The organism is Arsukibacterium sp. (genome assembly GCF_036735525.1).
In the GTDB taxonomy this organism is placed as follows: Bacteria; Pseudomonadota; Gammaproteobacteria; order Enterobacterales; family Alteromonadaceae; genus Alishewanella.
In genome coordinates this window covers 1-16716 of the sequence record NZ_DAINOE010000023.1, presented here as the reverse complement: position 1 = coordinate 16716, position 16716 = coordinate 1, and the positions used below count along the sequence as shown (strand labels likewise).

General features: G+C 50.5%; 19 protein-coding genes. 12 read left to right on the top strand and 7 right to left on the bottom strand.

Annotated elements, in window-relative coordinates; translation table 11 throughout:
* Positions 1-121 precede the first annotated feature (121 nt).
* The 7 genes from V7D78_RS06540 to V7D78_RS06510 all read left to right on the top strand — a co-directional run bounded on the left by V7D78_RS06540 (position 122) and on the right by V7D78_RS06510 (position 4731).
* Complete coding sequence (locus V7D78_RS06540) at positions 122-688, top strand: GrpB family protein (protein WP_333607635.1); 567 nt, start codon at positions 122-124, stop codon at positions 686-688.
* A gap of 128 nt (positions 689-816) precedes the next feature.
* The gene (locus V7D78_RS06535; protein WP_333607634.1) at positions 817-1545 is read left to right on the top strand and encodes a complement resistance protein TraT; all 729 of its coding nucleotides are present in this window, start codon (positions 817-819) and stop codon (positions 1543-1545) included.
* Positions 1546-2367, top strand: a complete 822-nt coding sequence (gene traT, locus V7D78_RS06530) for a complement resistance protein TraT (RefSeq protein ID WP_333607633.1) — start codon at positions 1546-1548, stop codon at positions 2365-2367.
* An 85-nt stretch (positions 2368-2452) separates the two neighbouring features.
* Positions 2453-2686, top strand: a complete 234-nt coding sequence (locus V7D78_RS06525) for an AbrB/MazE/SpoVT family DNA-binding domain-containing protein (RefSeq protein WP_333607632.1) — start codon at positions 2453-2455, stop codon at positions 2684-2686.
* The gene (locus tag V7D78_RS06520; RefSeq protein ID WP_333607631.1) at positions 2683-3093 is read left to right on the top strand and encodes a PIN domain-containing protein; all 411 of its coding nucleotides are present in this window, start codon (positions 2683-2685) and stop codon (positions 3091-3093) included. Before V7D78_RS06525 ends, V7D78_RS06520 begins: the two co-directional genes overlap by 4 nt.
* Positions 3094-3410: 317 nt before the next feature.
* Positions 3411-3773, top strand: coding sequence for a PadR family transcriptional regulator (locus V7D78_RS06515; RefSeq protein WP_333607630.1), 363 nt, complete (start codon positions 3411-3413; stop codon positions 3771-3773).
* A 4-nt stretch (positions 3774-3777) separates the two neighbouring features.
* Entirely contained in the window at positions 3778-4731 is a 954-nt protein-coding gene (locus V7D78_RS06510; RefSeq protein WP_333607629.1) for a hypothetical protein, read from the top strand.
* An 83-nt stretch (positions 4732-4814) separates the two neighbouring features.
* Here V7D78_RS06510 and V7D78_RS06505 read toward each other — a convergent pair whose 3' ends face one another.
* Entirely contained in the window at positions 4815-5036 is a 222-nt protein-coding gene (locus tag V7D78_RS06505; protein ID WP_333607628.1) for a hypothetical protein, read from the bottom strand.
* A gap of 255 nt (positions 5037-5291) precedes the next feature.
* Positions 5292-5504, bottom strand: a complete 213-nt coding sequence (locus V7D78_RS06500; RefSeq protein ID WP_333607627.1) for a hypothetical protein — start codon at positions 5502-5504, stop codon at positions 5292-5294.
* 193 nt (positions 5505-5697) lie between these two features.
* Here V7D78_RS06500 and tadA point away from each other — a divergent pair, with 193 nt between their 5' ends.
* Entirely contained in the window at positions 5698-6243 is a 546-nt protein-coding gene (gene tadA / locus V7D78_RS06495) for a tRNA adenosine(34) deaminase TadA (RefSeq protein ID WP_333607626.1), read from the top strand.
* 188 nt (positions 6244-6431) lie between these two features.
* Here the strand turns inward: tadA and mltF are convergent, their stop codons facing one another.
* Complete coding sequence (gene mltF / locus V7D78_RS06490) at positions 6432-7862, bottom strand: membrane-bound lytic murein transglycosylase MltF (RefSeq protein ID WP_333607625.1); 1431 nt, start codon at positions 7860-7862, stop codon at positions 6432-6434.
* Positions 7863-8011: 149 nt separating this feature from the next.
* Between mltF and purL the strand changes: the two genes are divergently transcribed.
* Complete coding sequence (gene purL / locus V7D78_RS06485) at positions 8012-11905, top strand: phosphoribosylformylglycinamidine synthase (protein ID WP_333607624.1); 3894 nt, start codon at positions 8012-8014, stop codon at positions 11903-11905.
* A gap of 102 nt (positions 11906-12007) precedes the next feature.
* On the opposite strand, the gene V7D78_RS06480 is transcribed toward purL, so the two are convergent.
* The 4 genes from V7D78_RS06480 to V7D78_RS06465 are packed head-to-tail and all read right to left on the bottom strand — an operon-like array spanning position 12008 to position 15538.
* Positions 12008-13297, bottom strand: a complete 1290-nt coding sequence (locus tag V7D78_RS06480; protein WP_333607623.1) for an APC family permease — start codon at positions 13295-13297, stop codon at positions 12008-12010.
* 12 nt (positions 13298-13309) lie between these two features.
* Entirely contained in the window at positions 13310-13558 is a 249-nt protein-coding gene (locus V7D78_RS06475; protein ID WP_333607622.1) for a GNAT family N-acetyltransferase, read from the bottom strand.
* 10 nt (positions 13559-13568) lie between these two features.
* Positions 13569-14744: a mandelate racemase/muconate lactonizing enzyme family protein gene (locus tag V7D78_RS06470; RefSeq protein WP_333607621.1), complete on the bottom strand. Its 1176-nt coding sequence runs from the start codon at positions 14742-14744 to the stop codon at positions 13569-13571.
* 26 nt (positions 14745-14770) lie between these two features.
* On the bottom strand, positions 14771-15538 hold the full coding sequence (locus V7D78_RS06465) for a class II aldolase/adducin family protein (protein ID WP_333607620.1): 768 nt from the start codon (positions 15536-15538) through the stop codon (positions 14771-14773).
* A 168-nt stretch (positions 15539-15706) separates the two neighbouring features.
* On the opposite strand from V7D78_RS06465, the gene V7D78_RS06460 reads away from it, so the two are divergent.
* The 3 genes from V7D78_RS06460 to V7D78_RS06450 form a co-directional block, all read left to right on the top strand.
* Positions 15707-16072: a hypothetical protein gene (locus V7D78_RS06460; RefSeq protein ID WP_442886507.1), complete on the top strand. Its 366-nt coding sequence runs from the start codon at positions 15707-15709 to the stop codon at positions 16070-16072.
* Positions 16062-16349, top strand: a complete 288-nt coding sequence (nadS, locus tag V7D78_RS06455; protein ID WP_333607619.1) for a NadS family protein — start codon at positions 16062-16064, stop codon at positions 16347-16349. Before V7D78_RS06460 ends, nadS begins: the two co-directional genes overlap by 11 nt.
* 174 nt (positions 16350-16523) lie before the next feature.
* Positions 16524-16716 (top strand): RHS domain-containing protein (locus V7D78_RS06450; RefSeq protein WP_442886506.1); only part of this gene is annotated, 193 nt, incomplete at its 3' end.

The following is a 16716-nucleotide window of genomic DNA, read 5'->3' as shown; positions in this document are numbered from 1 at the left end:
GCGAAATGACGTTTGCACTGCTGTAGAGCGCTTGACTCGGTATTGCCAGGAGCAACAGGAGGGCTAGAATGGCTATAGCGTGCAATCAATTCAGCGCAATCGTTTTTGATAAAAGGGCACTATGGCAACACCATCCTCGCAAGATGCAATAGCAGAGCCAGTGTGGCTGCAAGAGTGGCAGTCAGAATGGCCTGTATTGGCTGAAACCGAAGCGGCGTTTTTACGCCAGCAATGGCCGGCGTTTTTTAATCGCCGCATTGCGCATTTTGGCAGCACGGCTATACCCGGTATGCCAGCTAAACCCATTATTGATTTACTGGTAGAGGTGAATGATTTAACAGAGATCCGCGATCAGGCAGCGCCGCTGATGGCCAAACAGGGCTATCAGCTGTTTTGGCAGCCGAAGATAAAAGGTGAGCAGGATATCGGCTATTTGTGGTTTATTAAACGTAACGAGCAGGGGCAGCGCAGTCATCATCTGCATATGCTCACACCCGATTCGGCACATTGGCGTAAACTGGATTTTTGCCACTATATGCAGCAACACCCGGTAGAGGCCGCCCGCTATGCTGCCCTGAAACGCCAGGCCGCAACAGAGTTTCCACACGACAGGTTGGCTTACAATAATGTCAAAGCAGACTTTATCGCGGCGGTGATGCAACAGCTGGGCAATAACAATGCAGAATAACAACCTTTTACAATCTATAGTTAAGTTGCCGCTAAATGTTCAGATATGATTCAGTTAATCTGCATGACAATTATCAGCGTTAGCTAAACATCACACGTTATTTAAAGAGCACTGTATCAGAGGGAATGATGAAAAAACTTCAACTGGCCATCCTCGGCTTATTGCTGGTGTCGTTAACCGGCTGTGGCGCCTTGCACACTTCAGTGGCAAAGCGCAATTTAGATGTGCAAACCAAAATGAGCTCCAGTATTTTTCTGGATCCGGTAGAGCCGGAGCAGCGCACCGTCTTTGTTGATGTGCGTAATACTTCCGATAAACCGGAGTTTGATATTAAACCTCAGGTTATCGCTAGCCTGCAGTCGCGTGGTTACCGGGTAATAGACAGCCCATCGCAGGCCAACTACTGGTTGCAGGCCAATGTGTTACAGGTAGGGCGCAGCAATGCCCGTGATACTGAAGGTGCCTTATCAGCAGGCCCGGGTGTCGCTGGTGGGGCGGTAACCGGTTATGCCATTCACCGCTCAACCGGTGGTTCAGGCAGCGGTGCCTTAGGTGCCGCCGTAGTAGGTGCGGCGGCAGGAACCATTGTTGATGCCATGGTGCAGGATGTGTATTACAGCGTGATCACCGATATTCAGATCATGGAGCGGTTTAGTGGTGTGGTGCGCGAAAGCTCACAGCATAACCTACTGCAGGGTGACAGCGGCAGCACCGTATCGACCTTTTCGCGTGATACCGACATGCGCCGTTACCAAACGCGGGTGGTTAGCTTTGCTAACCAGGCCAACCTTAAATGGCCAGATGCAGCACCTTTATTAACTGATGGCGTTGCCCGCTCTTTGGCTGGGTTATTCTAAATGCGTGCCTTACTGTTACTGTTATGTAGCGCCAGTTTGCTGTTAAACGGTTGTACGGCGCTGCATACTTCAGTAAAAAAGGGCAAGCTGGATGTGCAAACCCGGATGAGCCAGACCATCTATCTGGATCCGGTTGACCCTGAACTGCGCACTATCTATTTAGATATTCGCCAAACCGCAGCCGAGTACCAACTGCCCCTGGCTGATGATATTCAGCAATTTATGCTTAACCGCGGCTACTTGCTGGTTGACTCGCCGTTGGCGGCACAATACTGGTTACAGGTCAATGTGCGCACCATATTAAAAGAGCGGCCAGACAAGGTCTTAAAACAGCAATACGGCATGACCGCTGAAGAAGTGCACGCGCTGCTGCACCCTGGTATGGCGCCGCCGCAGGAAGAGACGCCACTGCAGCAACGGCAGCGGCACGACCGCAACACAGCAGTCTATGTTGATACTGCTATCGGTGCTGATATTGATGGCAAAGATATCGCCCGCGCTTTAGTGGTGTTAGCGGTGTTTGCCGGCGCCGAATATATCGGTAATCAGATGGTGCAAGATAAATATTACACCATGCTGACGGATGTGCAGGTGGCGGAGCGCATAGCGCCTGACAGCGAGCAAAAAGTCCAGGAATTCGCTGAGCACCGTTTATTGCAAGGCAACAGTGGCGCCATTGAGCAGCTGTGGCAACGTGATACCGATATGCGCAAATATCAGGTAAAGGTCGTCAGCTTTGCTAATAAAGCTAACCTTAGCTGGAGTGACGCCGAGCAGCCATTACATCAGGGCCTGCTGCGCTCATTAGCCGGTATTTTTTAAATAACAGAGGCCAGTTAAGCTGGCCTTTTTTTTCGGCTTGCAGTACCTTACTTATATGTAAGGAATTCAACTTAAGGTAATAGTTATGAGTCAGGCAACCTTGACATCAAAGGGGCAGATAACCATTCCTGCACCTGTCAGAGCTGGCATGAAAGTTGGCGCTGGAGACAAAATAGAATTTGTAGATATTGGCAATGGTAAGTACGAAGTAATGGCGGTTACCAGAGAAGTTAAGACATTAAAAGGTTTGTTTAAATCCAGTAGGACAGTCTCTATAGATGAAATGAACCAAGCTATCAGTGACAGTGCTTCGACATGATTGGGATAGATACTAACGTCCTGGTGCGCTACCTGGTGCAAGATGACAAAGTTCAATCATTGCAAGCCTCAACATTAATTGAAGAGATCATTTCTGTTGATGAGCCAGGGTTTATCACGCTAATCACGCTTGCTGAAGCCGTCTGGGTGTTGAAAGCCTGTTATGGCGTAAGTAAAACTGATCTATGTTCTATGATTAAAATGCTTTTAGAAACAAAACAGTTGCGAATTGAACAGGCAGAGTCATGTTATCGCGCTCTTAGGATATTTGAGAGTAGCAACGGTGATTTTTCAGACGCACTTATTGTAACTATCAGTAAAGATGCTGGATGTGCAGAAACTGTTACCTTTGACAAAAAAGCACAGTCTGTGGGCATGAGATTGTTGTCTACAGCAGAAAGCAAGTAATAAACTTCACCCCTGAGGCGCCTGGCAGCACCTCACTCTAGTATAACTTTTCCTATCTACTGTAACCCATGCCTGCTGCTGTTTATCTGAAACATCAAAGATGTTGCAACCCTAAATCTAGAAATTTTGCGTGCCAAAGAACCCGTCGCCTGAACTGGGATCCAGAAATATCTGAGACTCGCCAATTGAGCAAAAAAAACACAGCGGGCACTTGCTTTTATACTGTGCGGCGCCTAGTATTGCTACTGTGTGTTACACAGTATGCGATACACAGTATGCGATACACAGTATGTTTTGCACAGTAAAAAGGAAAGCTTATGACAACGGCTCAATTGGACAAACTGCGGCTGGAGCTGCGCCGCGGCGTACTGGTGTTAGCTGTGCTGGCGTCACTGCGCCAACGCCATTACGGCTACTCGCTACGCCGGCAGTTGCAGGACGCCGGTATCGATATTGACGAGGGTACCTTGTACCCACTAGTACGGCGGCTGGCTGAGCAGGGCTTGCTCGACAGTGAATGGCAGCAGGGTGAAGGGCGGGAACGCCGCTATTACCTGTTATCTGAGCTGGGTGCAGAATTGCTGCAACAACTTACCCAGGAATGGACCACCTTAAATGATGCGCTGGGGCCACTGTTGCAGCCAGAGCAAACTATGCCAGCTAAGCAAGCAGAGGAGTAAACCAATGGATTTAGTTAAACGTTATATCGCCGCGGTGCAGCGCGAATTGCCTGAAGCAAAGCGGGATGAAATTGGCCGCGAATTGCAGGCCAATATTATGGATCAACTGGATGCGCAGGCCGAGCAACATGGTGGCGAGCTCAGCGAGCAGCAGCTATCTAAGGTTCTTATCGCTATGGGGCATCCACGACACATCGCCCGGCAGTTTTGCCCGCCAGCGCCGTTAATACCAGTACATTTTATGCCGCTCTATAAACACACTATGTTCATGGTGCTGGGGGTGCTTTTTGTGCTGCAGGTCGTGTTTATGACCAAAATCTGGTTAACAGGGTCTGATTTGGGGCTGTTGTTGTTTCTCAAGGGCTTGGCATCGGGTTTTATTCAAGATGGCGTTTTTGCTTTTACCGCGGTAACAGTGGGCTTTGCAGTGGCTTTTCATGGTAACCAGCCCACTGCATGTCAAGCTGACAAGCAGTGGCAACCGCAACAGTTACCCGCGGTTGGTGCTGGTTGGCAGCACATTAGCTTGGATGATATTTTCACCGATCTGGCTACTTATGCTTTTTTGCTACTGATTATCTGGCTGCCGTTGTGGCAACAATGGTTTGGTGGTGTCGAGCCCATCAGCTCCATCTTTAGCCCTGGGGTGCTAAAGTTACTGCTGTGGTTTAGCCCGATAATAGTGTTGGGTGTGCTAAGTAGCCTGTGGCAATTAACCCGGCGGATCTGGAGCCTGCGTATGTTGCAGCTGAATATAGCGGTGAATCTGGCTTTTGTGGTGATCTTGCTGCTACTGGCATCAGGTGGACCTTTATTTCAGCTAAATACAGAAAGCTGGTCGCGTTATTTTAACCCTGAATCATTTCTGTTAAGTGTCAGAGTAACTTTAGTGATTATTGCCCTGTTTCCGGCTTATGAAGTGGTTCGTGACTTGTTGCGACTGCGCCGCTTAGCCTGATAATGACTTGGGGTGGCGGATGCGGCCAGAAAGGGATATTTCTGTGCCGCAGCCGGCTACTGTAAAGCGCTAACTGGTCAGCATTAATATTGACGTGATTTACGATTATCGCGGATCAGCCACCACAGCAGCGCGATAAACAGCAGCACCGGGCCTAGTGTCACTAAAAACGTCAGGCCAATGGCAAATAGCGCGGCAATCAGTCCCACTATGATGCCAAACACAGCGCCGACAATCGCCAGCAAGGTGGGCAGACAGTACAAGCCCAGCAGCACCAATAAAATAATTACGATAGTTTTGTTCATCAGAGTCATTCCTGTTAGTCATTTAACATTGGTACTTCAAGAGCTGTGCCAAATATTAAATAAGATTAAAATCAATTATTTAGGTTGGTTTGTGGTTTGGCGTCAGCGGCGGTGCTGCCACAGAGTTGGTCTGTTTCGCTAAGAAGTGGTGAAATTATCAGTTAGCAAAATAGAGAAAGTAGAATAGCGGGGATAAAGGCTAAGGAGTGCAATGGCAGCAGCTGTCAGCCTGGCTGACAACTGCTTTAACGTGGTTTAAAGCTTATTGATTTGGTCTTTTAATTGATAAGATTTGTCGGTTACGATGCTTTCCAGCGTCACCACCCGCTCTTTTAAGCGGTTAATCTCAGTCTGTAATGCCTCAAGCTCGCCTTTACCGGCTTTGCTCTTGGTTTTCATATGAGTTTCGTATGCCGAATAAGCCAAACCACCAATAATAGCGATGGCGGCAATTTCAAAAGGTCCCATGGAATTCTCCTTGTTGAGGGATAAGTGTTCTCAGCTAACTAAGCAAGCATAATGCCAGTATAAAAATTCATATAAAACATGGTGATAGCCAGTTCACTTTGCAGCAGACTGGTGCTAAATACAAAATAATGGTCATGCTGACTAAAGTCTAGTGATAAAATAGCCGCATCGCCGCAAAGAATTGTAAATTGCTATGACAGACGAATACTGGATGCAACAGGCTATAAAACAAGCCGAGCTGGCCGAACAAGCCGGCGAAGTGCCGGTAGGGGCTGTGCTGGTGAAAGACCACCAGCTGCTGGCGGCAGGTTATAACCAGATGATAAGTTTACATGACCCTTCGGCCCATGCCGAAATGCAGGCAGTCAGGCAAGCTGCACAACAACTACAGAACTACCGCTTAATCGATTGCACCCTCTATGTGACACTGGAGCCCTGCACTATGTGCGCCGGTATGCTGGTGCACAGCCGGGTAAGCCGCTTAGTGTATGGTGCCAGTGATTACAAAACCGGTGCGGCTGGCTCAGTATTAGATGTGGTGCGCCAGCCGCAGTTTAATCATCAATTGCAGGTCACGGCGGGGGTGTTGGCTGAGCAGTGTGGCGCGCAATTGTCGGCATTTTTTCAGCGTCGGCGCCAGGAAAAAAAGCAGCTTAAACAGCTGGCGGCGTTGGCTCCGCCATCCCCTCCGATTGTTGGAATAGTGTCTGATAATTGCGCCGGCGACGATGCAGTTTAAGCACTGCCATATTGCGTTTTATTCTTCTGCGGCTGGATGAGATATCCAGCATGCGGCGTTTACGTTTCATCGCCGGTTTTTTACGTTTTAACATGGGTCACCTGAACTGTGTGAGCGCCTCTCTTTGTTTTTTAGAGCGCTGATAGTGTCACTATAAGGCTGTGCGCAGCCACTCACAAGGGGCGGTGTTAATTTTCCAGATCAGGTGTGATACTTTCTGTCTCAGTTAATTGCTCCAGCAATCGTTGCCGTTGCAGTTCCAGGCGGCTTTCTGCTTGTTGTTTTTCATCTACCAATACCAGGGTGTCATAGTAGCGGCGTATGTTTTCTACATAATGAACGGCCTCATCGCCCCGGGCATAGCCAAAGCGGGTGTGCTGATAAGTACTTTTTTGGCGCAGTAGCGGCAAACGTTGTTTTACCTCGAGCCATTTATCCGGATCGCTGCCCTGGCGTTGGGTAAGAATACGCGCATCTTCGACATGGCCCCAGCCGACATTATAGGAGGCTAATGCAAACCATAACCTGTCGGGCATTGGGATCCGTTCTGGCATGCGGCTGAATAAGCGGTGCAAGTAGCGACTACCACCACGAATACTTTCTTGCGGATCCAGCCGGCTGTTCACGCCCATTTGCTGGGCAGTGGGTAAGGTCAGCATCATCAGGCCGCGTACACCCGTCGGGCTGCGGGCGAGCGGATCCCAGTGTGATTCCTGATAACTGAGTGCCGCCAGCAAGCGCCAGTCCAGTTCGCCGGCATATTGAATAAACCAGGGGCGGTATTTTGGCAGCGTTTGCTCAATCGCTTCAATAAATTTCAGGCTGTCGACATAATCAAACTGGCGAACATGGCCAAAATAGCGATCTTCCAACGTAATCAATTCACCACTGCGATACATGTTGCCGAAAAACTCAATCAGTACGCTATACAGTGAATCATCATTATCGCGACGTAGCAGCCAGGTCACGGGCAAATCTTCGCGCACGGTAAAAGCAATACTGATGTTGGGCGAAAAACGGCGGTTAAGCGCCAATAAGTTAGAGTCGGTTAAGGTGTAGCTGATACTGCCATCAGCGACTTTTTGTAATACTTCTTCGGCATCCCAATCATTTTGCTGCCGCCACTGTAAATTATCGACTTCCTTGCTTAATTGCTGCAAGGTTTCGGCATGGCTACTGCCGCTCACTACCACTACCGGCTCGGTTAAATCAGTCAGCGCCCGCGGCCAGGGCTTGCCTTGTTGAAACACCAGTACTTCATTTATCCAGCGATAGGCGGGGGCTGAGCGAAAGCGTTGCTGGCGTTTTTCAGTAAGCGTCAGGCCACCGGCGATAAAATCTACCTGACCTTGCTCCAGTTTTTGCAGTAAATCCTCTAATTGAAAACTAGGCACTAATTCCAGCTGTACCCCCAATTTCCCGGCCAGTGCTTGTGCCAGCTCATATTCAAAGCCGCTGGCGCCATCTACGCCGATAAAATAACTGGTGGGGCCATGTAAAACACCTACTTTCAGGCTGTCGCGCTGATAAATGCTGGCTAGTTGTTGCGGTGGAGCGGCTGAGGGTACACAGCCACCAAGCCACAGCCAACAACAAAAAATACCCAGGGTTTTGCGCATGCCAGCTGACTCTTTTCGGCCTCGTTTTGCCTGTTATAACAAACTTCTGCTATCCAGTCAGTTTTTAACATACCACTTAGCAGCAAATTTCTTTATAATGACGCGCCTGTTTTAGGTTCCACTGTCGTTCAACCAACGGAAAATAGCCTATGTTGATCCTGCGTGGTGCTCCTGCACTGTCCGAGTTCCGAATTCAAAAGATCCTTGACCTTTGTGCCCAGCAACAGCTGGCGGTTAGCACGGTGTACGCTGAGTACTACCATTTTGCTGATGTCGCCGGTCAGTTAACTGCAGCACAGCAGCAGACGCTGGATAAACTGCTTAGTTATGGCCCCTCAATTGAAACGCATCAGGCAGCAGGCCAGTTGCTGTTGGTGACACCGCGCCCTGGTACTATTTCGCCCTGGTCGTCCAAAGCCACCGACATTGCCCATAACTGTGGTTTGAGTAACATTAAACGCTTAGAGCGGGGCATTGCTTACTATGTACAAAGCGCGGTTGAGTTAAACCCAACGCAACGACAACAGCTGGCAGCGCTGTTGCACGACAGAATGATGGAAACGGTGTTCAGCGAGCTTACTGCCGCCTCGGCACTTTTTAGTCAGGCAGAGCCAGCTGAGCTGAGTTCAGTAGATATTATCAGTGGTGGGCGCCAAGCCTTGGCCGATGCCAATATGGCCATGGGTTTAGCGTTGGCCGATGATGAAATTGACTATCTGGTGACTAACTTTACCCAGTTAGGCCGCAATCCAAATGACATTGAGCTTTATATGTTTGCCCAGGCAAACTCTGAGCATTGCCGGCATAAAATTTTTAACGCTGATTGGACTATCGACGGCGTAAAACAGCCTAAATCGCTGTTTAAAATGATTAAAAACACCTATGAGCAGACACCGGACTTTGTGTTATCTGCTTATAAAGATAACGCTGCGGTGATGACCGGCTCAACCGCTGGCCGTTTTTTCCCTGATCATCATACTAAGCAATATGGCTACAGCCATGAGCCTATTCATATTTTGATGAAGATAGAAACCCATAACCACCCAACGGCTATTTCGCCTTACCCGGGCGCGGCGACCGGCTCAGGTGGCGAAATTCGTGATGAAGGCGCTACCGGTGTTGGCTCTAAGCCTAAAGCCGGTTTGGTGGGCTTTTCGGTGTCTAACTTGCGCATCCCGGGTTTTGAACAACCTTGGGAGCAGGATTTTGGCAAGCCAGAGCGCATTGTCAGCGCGCTGGATATCATGCTGGACGGTCCTTTAGGCGGCGCAGCCTTTAATAACGAATTTGGCCGTCCGGCCATCGTCGGTTATTTCCGCAGCTATGAGCAACAAGTTAACAGCCACAATGGCACTGAAGTGCGCGGCTATCACAAGCCGATTATGCTGGCTGGTGGTCTGGGTAACATTCGCGAAGATCATGTTCAAAAAGGCGTGTTACCACCAGGTGCCAAGTTGGTGGTATTAGGCGGCCCGGCAATGAACATCGGCCTGGGTGGCGGTGCGGCTTCATCAATGGCCTCTGGCCAGTCGGCTGAAGATCTCGATTTTGCCTCAGTGCAGCGCGAAAACCCGGAAATTGAACGCCGTTGCCAGGAAGTGATTGATCGCTGCTGGCAGCTGGGCGCCGATAACCCGATTTGCTTTATCCATGATGTCGGCGCGGGGGGCTTATCGAATGCGTTCCCTGAGCTGGTCAATGATGGTGGCGTTGGCGGTAATTTTGAACTGCGCAATGTCCCCAACGACGAACCGGGCATGTCACCGCTGCAAATTTGGTGTAATGAGTCGCAAGAGCGTTATGTGATGGCGATTCCACCAGAAAAAATGCCGGTTTTTGAGCAAATTTGTTTACGTGAACGTGCACCTTTCGCGGTGGTGGGTGAAGCCACCAGCGAGCAACACCTGACCTTAACCGATAAGCATTTTGGCACCACGCCAATAGATTTACCGCTTAACGTATTATTGGGTAAGGCGCCGAAAATGCACCGCGATGTGCAAAGTGCCAAAGCGCTGGGCCAGGCGCTGGACCGCTCGCAAATGTCATTGACTGACGCGACAGAGCGCTTATTGCGCTTACCGACTATTGCCGAGAAAACCTTTTTAGTGACGATTGGCGATCGTACGGTAACCGGACTGGTGGCACGCGATCAAATGGTCGGCCCCTGGCAGGTCCCGGTAGCAAACTGTGGCGTCACCGCCGCCAGTTACGATACGTATCATGGTGAAGCCATGGCACTGGGAGAGCGTACGCCCGTCGCCTTGTTAGATTTTGCCGCCTCAGCCCGGCTGGCGGTAGCAGAAGCCATTACAAATATAGCGGCGACCGATATTGGCGATTTAAAACGCATTAAACTGTCGGCCAACTGGATGTCGGCGGCCGGTCACCCGGGCGAAGATGCCGGTTTATATGCCGCAGTAAAAGCCATTGGCGAAGAGCTGTGTCCGGCATTAGAGGTGACCATTCCGGTGGGCAAAGACTCCATGTCAATGAAGACCAAATGGCTACAGGACGGCGAAGAAAAAGCGGTGACCTCGCCTATGTCATTAATTATTACTGCCTTTGCCCGGGTAGAAGACATTCGCAAAACGGTAACACCGCAACTGCGCACCGACAAGGGCGACACGCGCTTGCTGCTGCTGGACTTAGGTCAGGGTGCCAACCGTTTAGGCGGCTCTTGTCTGGCGCAGGTGTATCAGCAATTAGGTGATGCCCCTGCCGATTTAGACAGCCCGCAGCTGCTGATTAATTTCTTCCATGCTATTCAGCAACTGACCCGCGAGCAAAAGTTACTGGCTTATCATGACCGTTCAGACGGCGGTTTATTACTGACCCTGGCTGAGATGGCCTTTGCCGGTAAGGCGGGTGTTAAGGTTGATATCAGCGCGCTGGGTAATGATGAACTGGCGGCCTTGTTCAGCGAAGAGCTGGGTGCTGTGATTCAGGTCGCTGCTGCCGATGTAGCCTATGTGCAGCAGGTACTGGCTAAGCATCAGTTAGCCGACCTTAGCCATGATTTAGGCAGTGTTGATAACAGTGATTTGTTCCAGGTTAGCCGCGGCGAAGCAGTACTGTTTAGCGATAGCCGCAGCCGTTTGCGCAGCATTTGGGCAGAAACCACCTATCAGATGCAGGCGCTACGGGATAACCCGGCCATGGCAGAGCAGGAATTTGCTGCCAAAGCCGATAAGGCCGATCCGGGATTAAACGTAAAACTCAGCTTCGATGCGAATGCTGATGTGGCTGCACCCTTTATTTTAAAAGGCGTGGCGCCTAAGGTGGCTATTTTGCGCGAGCAGGGTGTGAACTCGCAGCAAGAAATGGCCGCCGCCTTTAACCGTGCTGGTTTTAATGCGGTTGATGTGCACATGAGCGATATTCTTTCTGGCCGGGTATCACTGCGCGACTTTAATGGTTTAGCGGCCTGTGGCGGCTTCTCGTACGGTGACGTGCTGGGCGCCGGTGAGGGCTGGGCGAAATCTATCCTGTTTAACGAGCAGGCCCGTGCTGAATTTGAAGGCTTTTTTGGTCGCAACAGCACCTTCGCCTTAGGTGTCTGTAACGGTTGTCAGATGATGTCTAACCTGAAAAGCCTGATCCCGGGCGCTGAGTTATGGCCACATTTTGTGCGCAATAAATCTGAGCGTTTCGAGGCGCGCTTTAGTTTGGTCGAAGTGCAGCAAAGCCCGTCGTTGTTATTCAGCGGCATGGCGGGTTCAAGGTTGCCTATAGCGGTATCACATGGTGAAGGCCATGCTGAATTTGCCAGCGCGACGGCGTTACAAGCCGCTGCAGCCAGTGGCACTGTGGCCATGCGTTTTGTTGATAACTATGGTCAGGTCACTGAGCGCTATCCGGCTAACCCTAACGGCTCGCCACAAGGGATTACCGCGCTTACCACCACCGATGGCCGTGTCACCATTATGATGCCACACCCGGAGCGGGTATTCCGCACCGTAGCGCACTCCTGGCACCCGGACGATTGGCAAGAAGACAGCCCTTGGTTAAGAATGTTCCGCAACGCCCGCGTCTGGCTGGGCTAAGCTTAAGCTAGCCGTCGCGGTTAAACACCCTAAGGGGTCAGGCCTTGCATTTTGCATTTGTTAACAAATGCAAAATGCAAGGCCTGACCCCTTTTGTTGTTTTTAGCGTTGCCAGCGGGCGAGTAGGTAAAGCGCTGTGCCTAGTAGCACAAATAAGGCGGTGGCGATAATGGCTGACATGCTGACTTGCAGTGCCAGCCAGATACAAGCAGCGATGCCCAGCAGTGGTAGGCTGTAACCCCAAGGCAAGACAAAGCTGTCGTTGCTGGCCAGCTTTGGCCGAAGCACAGGCACTGCGGCGCAGGTTAAGCCGTAAAGCAGTAAGCGTGATACTACAGTAGCTGCGGCCAGCCATAAAAATGAGCCGTACAGCGTGAGCAGTAAAGCCAGTATGCCAAAAAATATAATGGAATTGGCCGGTGTTAAGAAACGTGGCTGCACACTGGCAAACCAACGCGGCAGGCTGCCATCTTCGGCCAAGGCGAAGCTGGCGCGTGGCGTGGAGAAAATAGCACCCAACAGGTTGGCACCGACAGAAGTCACCACACCCAGCATCAGCAGGGCGGCCCCCAGCGGGCCAAATAATACCGCAGCAACATCCAGTAAGGGGCTGGCCGAGCCGGCAATATCAGGCACTGCGGCGACGCTGACTAACTGAATGGCAATATACAACAGGGTCACCAGCAATAAGCCCAAAATTAGCGCCCTTGGCATATCCCGCGCCGGGTTTTTTGCCTCTCCGGCCGGTACCACCACGGATTCAAAACCGACAAAAGCATAAATCAGTAATAAGGTGGCAGCGCCTATATCGTAGGGGCTGTTAAACACATTTAGCGGGTTAAAGCTGGGTAGCAGCTGGCTGCCTAACAGGCTGATTCCAGCGATGACCAATAGCAGCAATACGGCAAATTTGACGACAGTGAGCAGCGCCAGTGAGCGCATGGCCCGCACTGAGCCTATAACATAAATAAACGTCAGGCTGGCAATAATGGCGGTCAGTAATAGCGGGCGAAAGACGCCTGAAGCGGCTGGCCAGAAGTAACTGATGCTATCGACCAGCAACACCGTATTGGCCGCAAAAGACACTAAACGGGCAATGTAATACAACCAGCCGGCCTGAAAACCAATAAAGGGGCCAAAAGCCGCCGTGCCATAGCGCACCGGGCCACCACTACCGCGAAAATAGCTGGCAAGCTCCGCCATACAAAGCAGTATGGGTAAGATTAACAGCGCACAAAACAGGTAAATTAACGGGCTGTATTCACCGGCTAATTGGGCTGCACCGCCGGGTAAGCCAAAAATACCGGCGCCAATTAAGCCATTTACCACCAGCAACCAGAGACCAAACAGGCCCAGATGCCTGGGGAGGGCCTGGCCTTGGGGCGGTGGCATCGGCTTTGCCATCTAGCTTAAAAACTTCTGCACATAGCTGCAACTGGCCGTCAGCTGATAGTGCTGGGCATTCGCCCAGGCCAGGCCGTGGCGTACCAGTTGTTCAGCCAGGCCTTTGCCACGAAACGCCATGGGGACAAAGGTATGATGAAAATTAATGCAGTTACCGCTTAACTGGTAATCCAGCAAGGCTTCGGCCCCGTCCAGTTTAAGTACAAAGCGCTGTTGCTCAGCGTGATGTTGGATCAGGGCGTCAGTCATGCTGTGCTCCTTATTTAATTTCGACACGCTGTGAGCGCATCACTATCTCGTCATTTAGCTCAATACCAATACCCGGCGTTTCGGAGACTTCAAAAAAGCCGTTTTTCGGTTGCGGATCCTGCAGACACAGCTCGCGGTTCCACTTTTTAATGGCATAAGTATGGTGCTCATGAATTAAAAAGTTAGGAATAGCGGTTTCTAAATGCAGCGAGGCCGCCGTGGCGACCGGGCCACCACAGACGTGAGCTTGCACGCGGATATCGAAAATATCGGCATAGTCACAGACTTTTTTGGTTTCGGTAAAACCGCCACACAAGCCGATATCGGGTTGCAGCACATCTATGCTCTGATCTTCAAAGTAAGGTTTAAACGCCCAGCGGTTATATAAACGCTCGCCACCGGCCAGCGGTACCCGCACTTTACGCGCCACTTTAGCGTGCAGCGAATGGTTAAGGTAGTTCACCGGCTCTTCGTAGAACATGCAGTCAAATTCTTCGGCAATCTCGGCAATTTGAATGGCACTGGTGGCGCCTGGCAGGCTGTGGCATTCAAAAATAATATCGACTTCATCGCCCACCGCATCACGAATAGCCTGCATCCGTGCCCGGTATAGCTTCATTTCAGCCCGGCTAATAATATTGGTGCGATCATAATAGGTGTTGCCGGCTTTATCGTACATGATGGGGTCAACTTTAACCGCATCATAGCCCTCGGCTATGGCTTTTAACGCGGCTTCGCCGTACTGCTCTGGCTGCACCAGGGCTTTAAATTCCGGGCCCCAATCAAATTGCAGTTGCGAGGCATAGGTGCGCAGTTTGGCGTTTACTTTACCGCCTAACAGTTGATATACCGGCACGCCAAGGGCTTTGCCTTTAATGTCCCACAAGGCGGTATCAATGGCGCTCATTGCCGCATAAATCACCGGTCCGCCACCTAAGCCCCAGAAGCTTTCGCGCAGCATGCGTGACCAGAGCTTTTCGGTTTGAAAAGGATCATGGCCAATTAAAAAGGCTTCGGCCATTTCTTTAATCATGGCGGCAGCGGCACTGTGGCCTAGATCGTAAGCGAGGCCGGCTTCACCAACCCCACTGATACCCTCATCGGTATGAATACGCACAAATACCGGGGTCCAGGCCGGGCGCTCGGGGCAAAAAATATCAAAGACTTCTACGCGGGTAACTTTCATGCTAACTCCTGTTAGGTGAGCGGGGGCTACTGAGCAAAACCGGGATCAAGCCGGTAGGCTTTACGCAGCATGGCCGGCCAGGCTAACTGACCGCCGGTGCTGCCACTATGCACGACTTTGGCTTGCTGACTAATGTTTTCCACAATAGATGGCGCCACCGGGATCAGTGGCTGGCCGCTGGCCTGCAGCGCCAGTTGGATCTCGCAGGCGCGCTGTAAATCATAAAAACGCATAAAGGCATCACCCACGGTCGGCCCTAAGGTTAAACCGCCGTGGTTGACCAGCAACATATGGTTATTGTGGCCTAAATCGGCCTGTAAGCGGGCTTTTTCATCCAGATTCACTGCTAATCCCTCGTATTGATGATAGGCCAGCGAGGAGAGCGAGAACAGCGAATACTGACTAAGCGGCAATAAACCTTGCTGCTGTGTGGCCACGGCGATGGTCTCTTTGGTATGCAGGTGGATCACACAATGCGCATCGGGCCGCACTTCATGAATGGCGCTATGAATAGTAAAACCAGCCGGGTTAATGCTAAAGGGGGTGTCATCCAGAATATTGCCGTGTAAATCGACCTTTACCAGGTTAGAAGCGGTGACTTCGTCAAAGGTCAGGCCAAAGGCATTGACTAAATAATGGTGAGTGCCCGGCAGTCTGGCAGATAAATGGGTATAAATTAAATCCCCCCAGCGATGGTGCTCTACCAGCCGGTAGCAGGCCGCTAAATCCAGCCGTAATTGCCATTCTTCAGCGCTGACTTTGTTACGTAAATCCAGTTGGGGTAAGGGTTTCAAGGCAAGCTCTCCGGCAAACCACCAGGCGAATTGCTGGCAAATAGATCTACAGAAGTCTAAGGGAGATAACAGGGGGGATCAATGGTCTGGCCCAAATAAACTAACGGGTTTTCATTTGGTGCATATTGCCAGAATATAAATATACTCAGTTGTTAAATTGTCCGTTAAATGCGGTATACTTTAATACGCCAATGGCGTAGTGAGGTGCTAGTGTTATTTATTGAAACTACTATTTTTACCAAATTACTGACCGCCCTGATGAATGATGATGAATATCGGGAGTTTCAGCAATTTCTCGCTAATGCACCTGAAGCCGGCAAAGTGATCAAGGGTAGCGGTGGCTTACGAAAAGTCCGCTGGGGCCTGAAAAGTCATGGTAAAAGCGGTGGTGTTAGGGTGATTTATTATTATGTACAACCAGATAGTCATATTCGTTTGTTGCTGATTTACCCTAAAAACGAGCAAGACGATTTAACCGATCAGCAACTCAAAGCATTAGTTGACGCAGTAAAGAGGTGGAACAATGAAAGATGAACTGTTTGATCAGCTGCTAGCCAGTGTTGATGAAATGGGCGAGATTATTCGCGGTGAGCGTCAGCCCAGCCGGGAAAGCTTTGTGGCAGCCGTTAAAGTGAAAGAAATTCGTCAAAAAACCAAACTAACCCAAGCCGCTTTTGCCAGTTTGATTGATGTGCAACTGGGCACCCTTCGTAATTGGGAGCAAGGCAGACGTGAACCGACCGGCCCGGCAAAAGCCTTGCTGCGAGCGATAGAGCGAGATCCTGAACACGTGATTGCGGCCTTGAATTAGCTGCACCAAATGTAGATTTAAAAAACTGCTCAAGGTGGAAATAAAGACGGTAGTAATATCACCCGGTTTGTTTACAGCCCACAAGGCCAGCTGCTGGCTGAGGGCACCAATAAGCAATATATTTACTTTCAGGGGCAAATTGTTGGTTATATTTTAAATAACCAGTTGTACTATGTGCATAACGACCACTTAGGCCGGCCGGAAGTGATTACCAACGCCAGTAAAGCGGTAGTATGGCGGGCCAGGCTGGAGGCGTTTGACCATAGTGTGCTAACTACGTCGATTGGTGACTTTAACATAGGATTCCCAGGCCAATACTGGGATGCCGAAAAGCAAAGCTGGTATAACTACTTCCGGGATTATGATG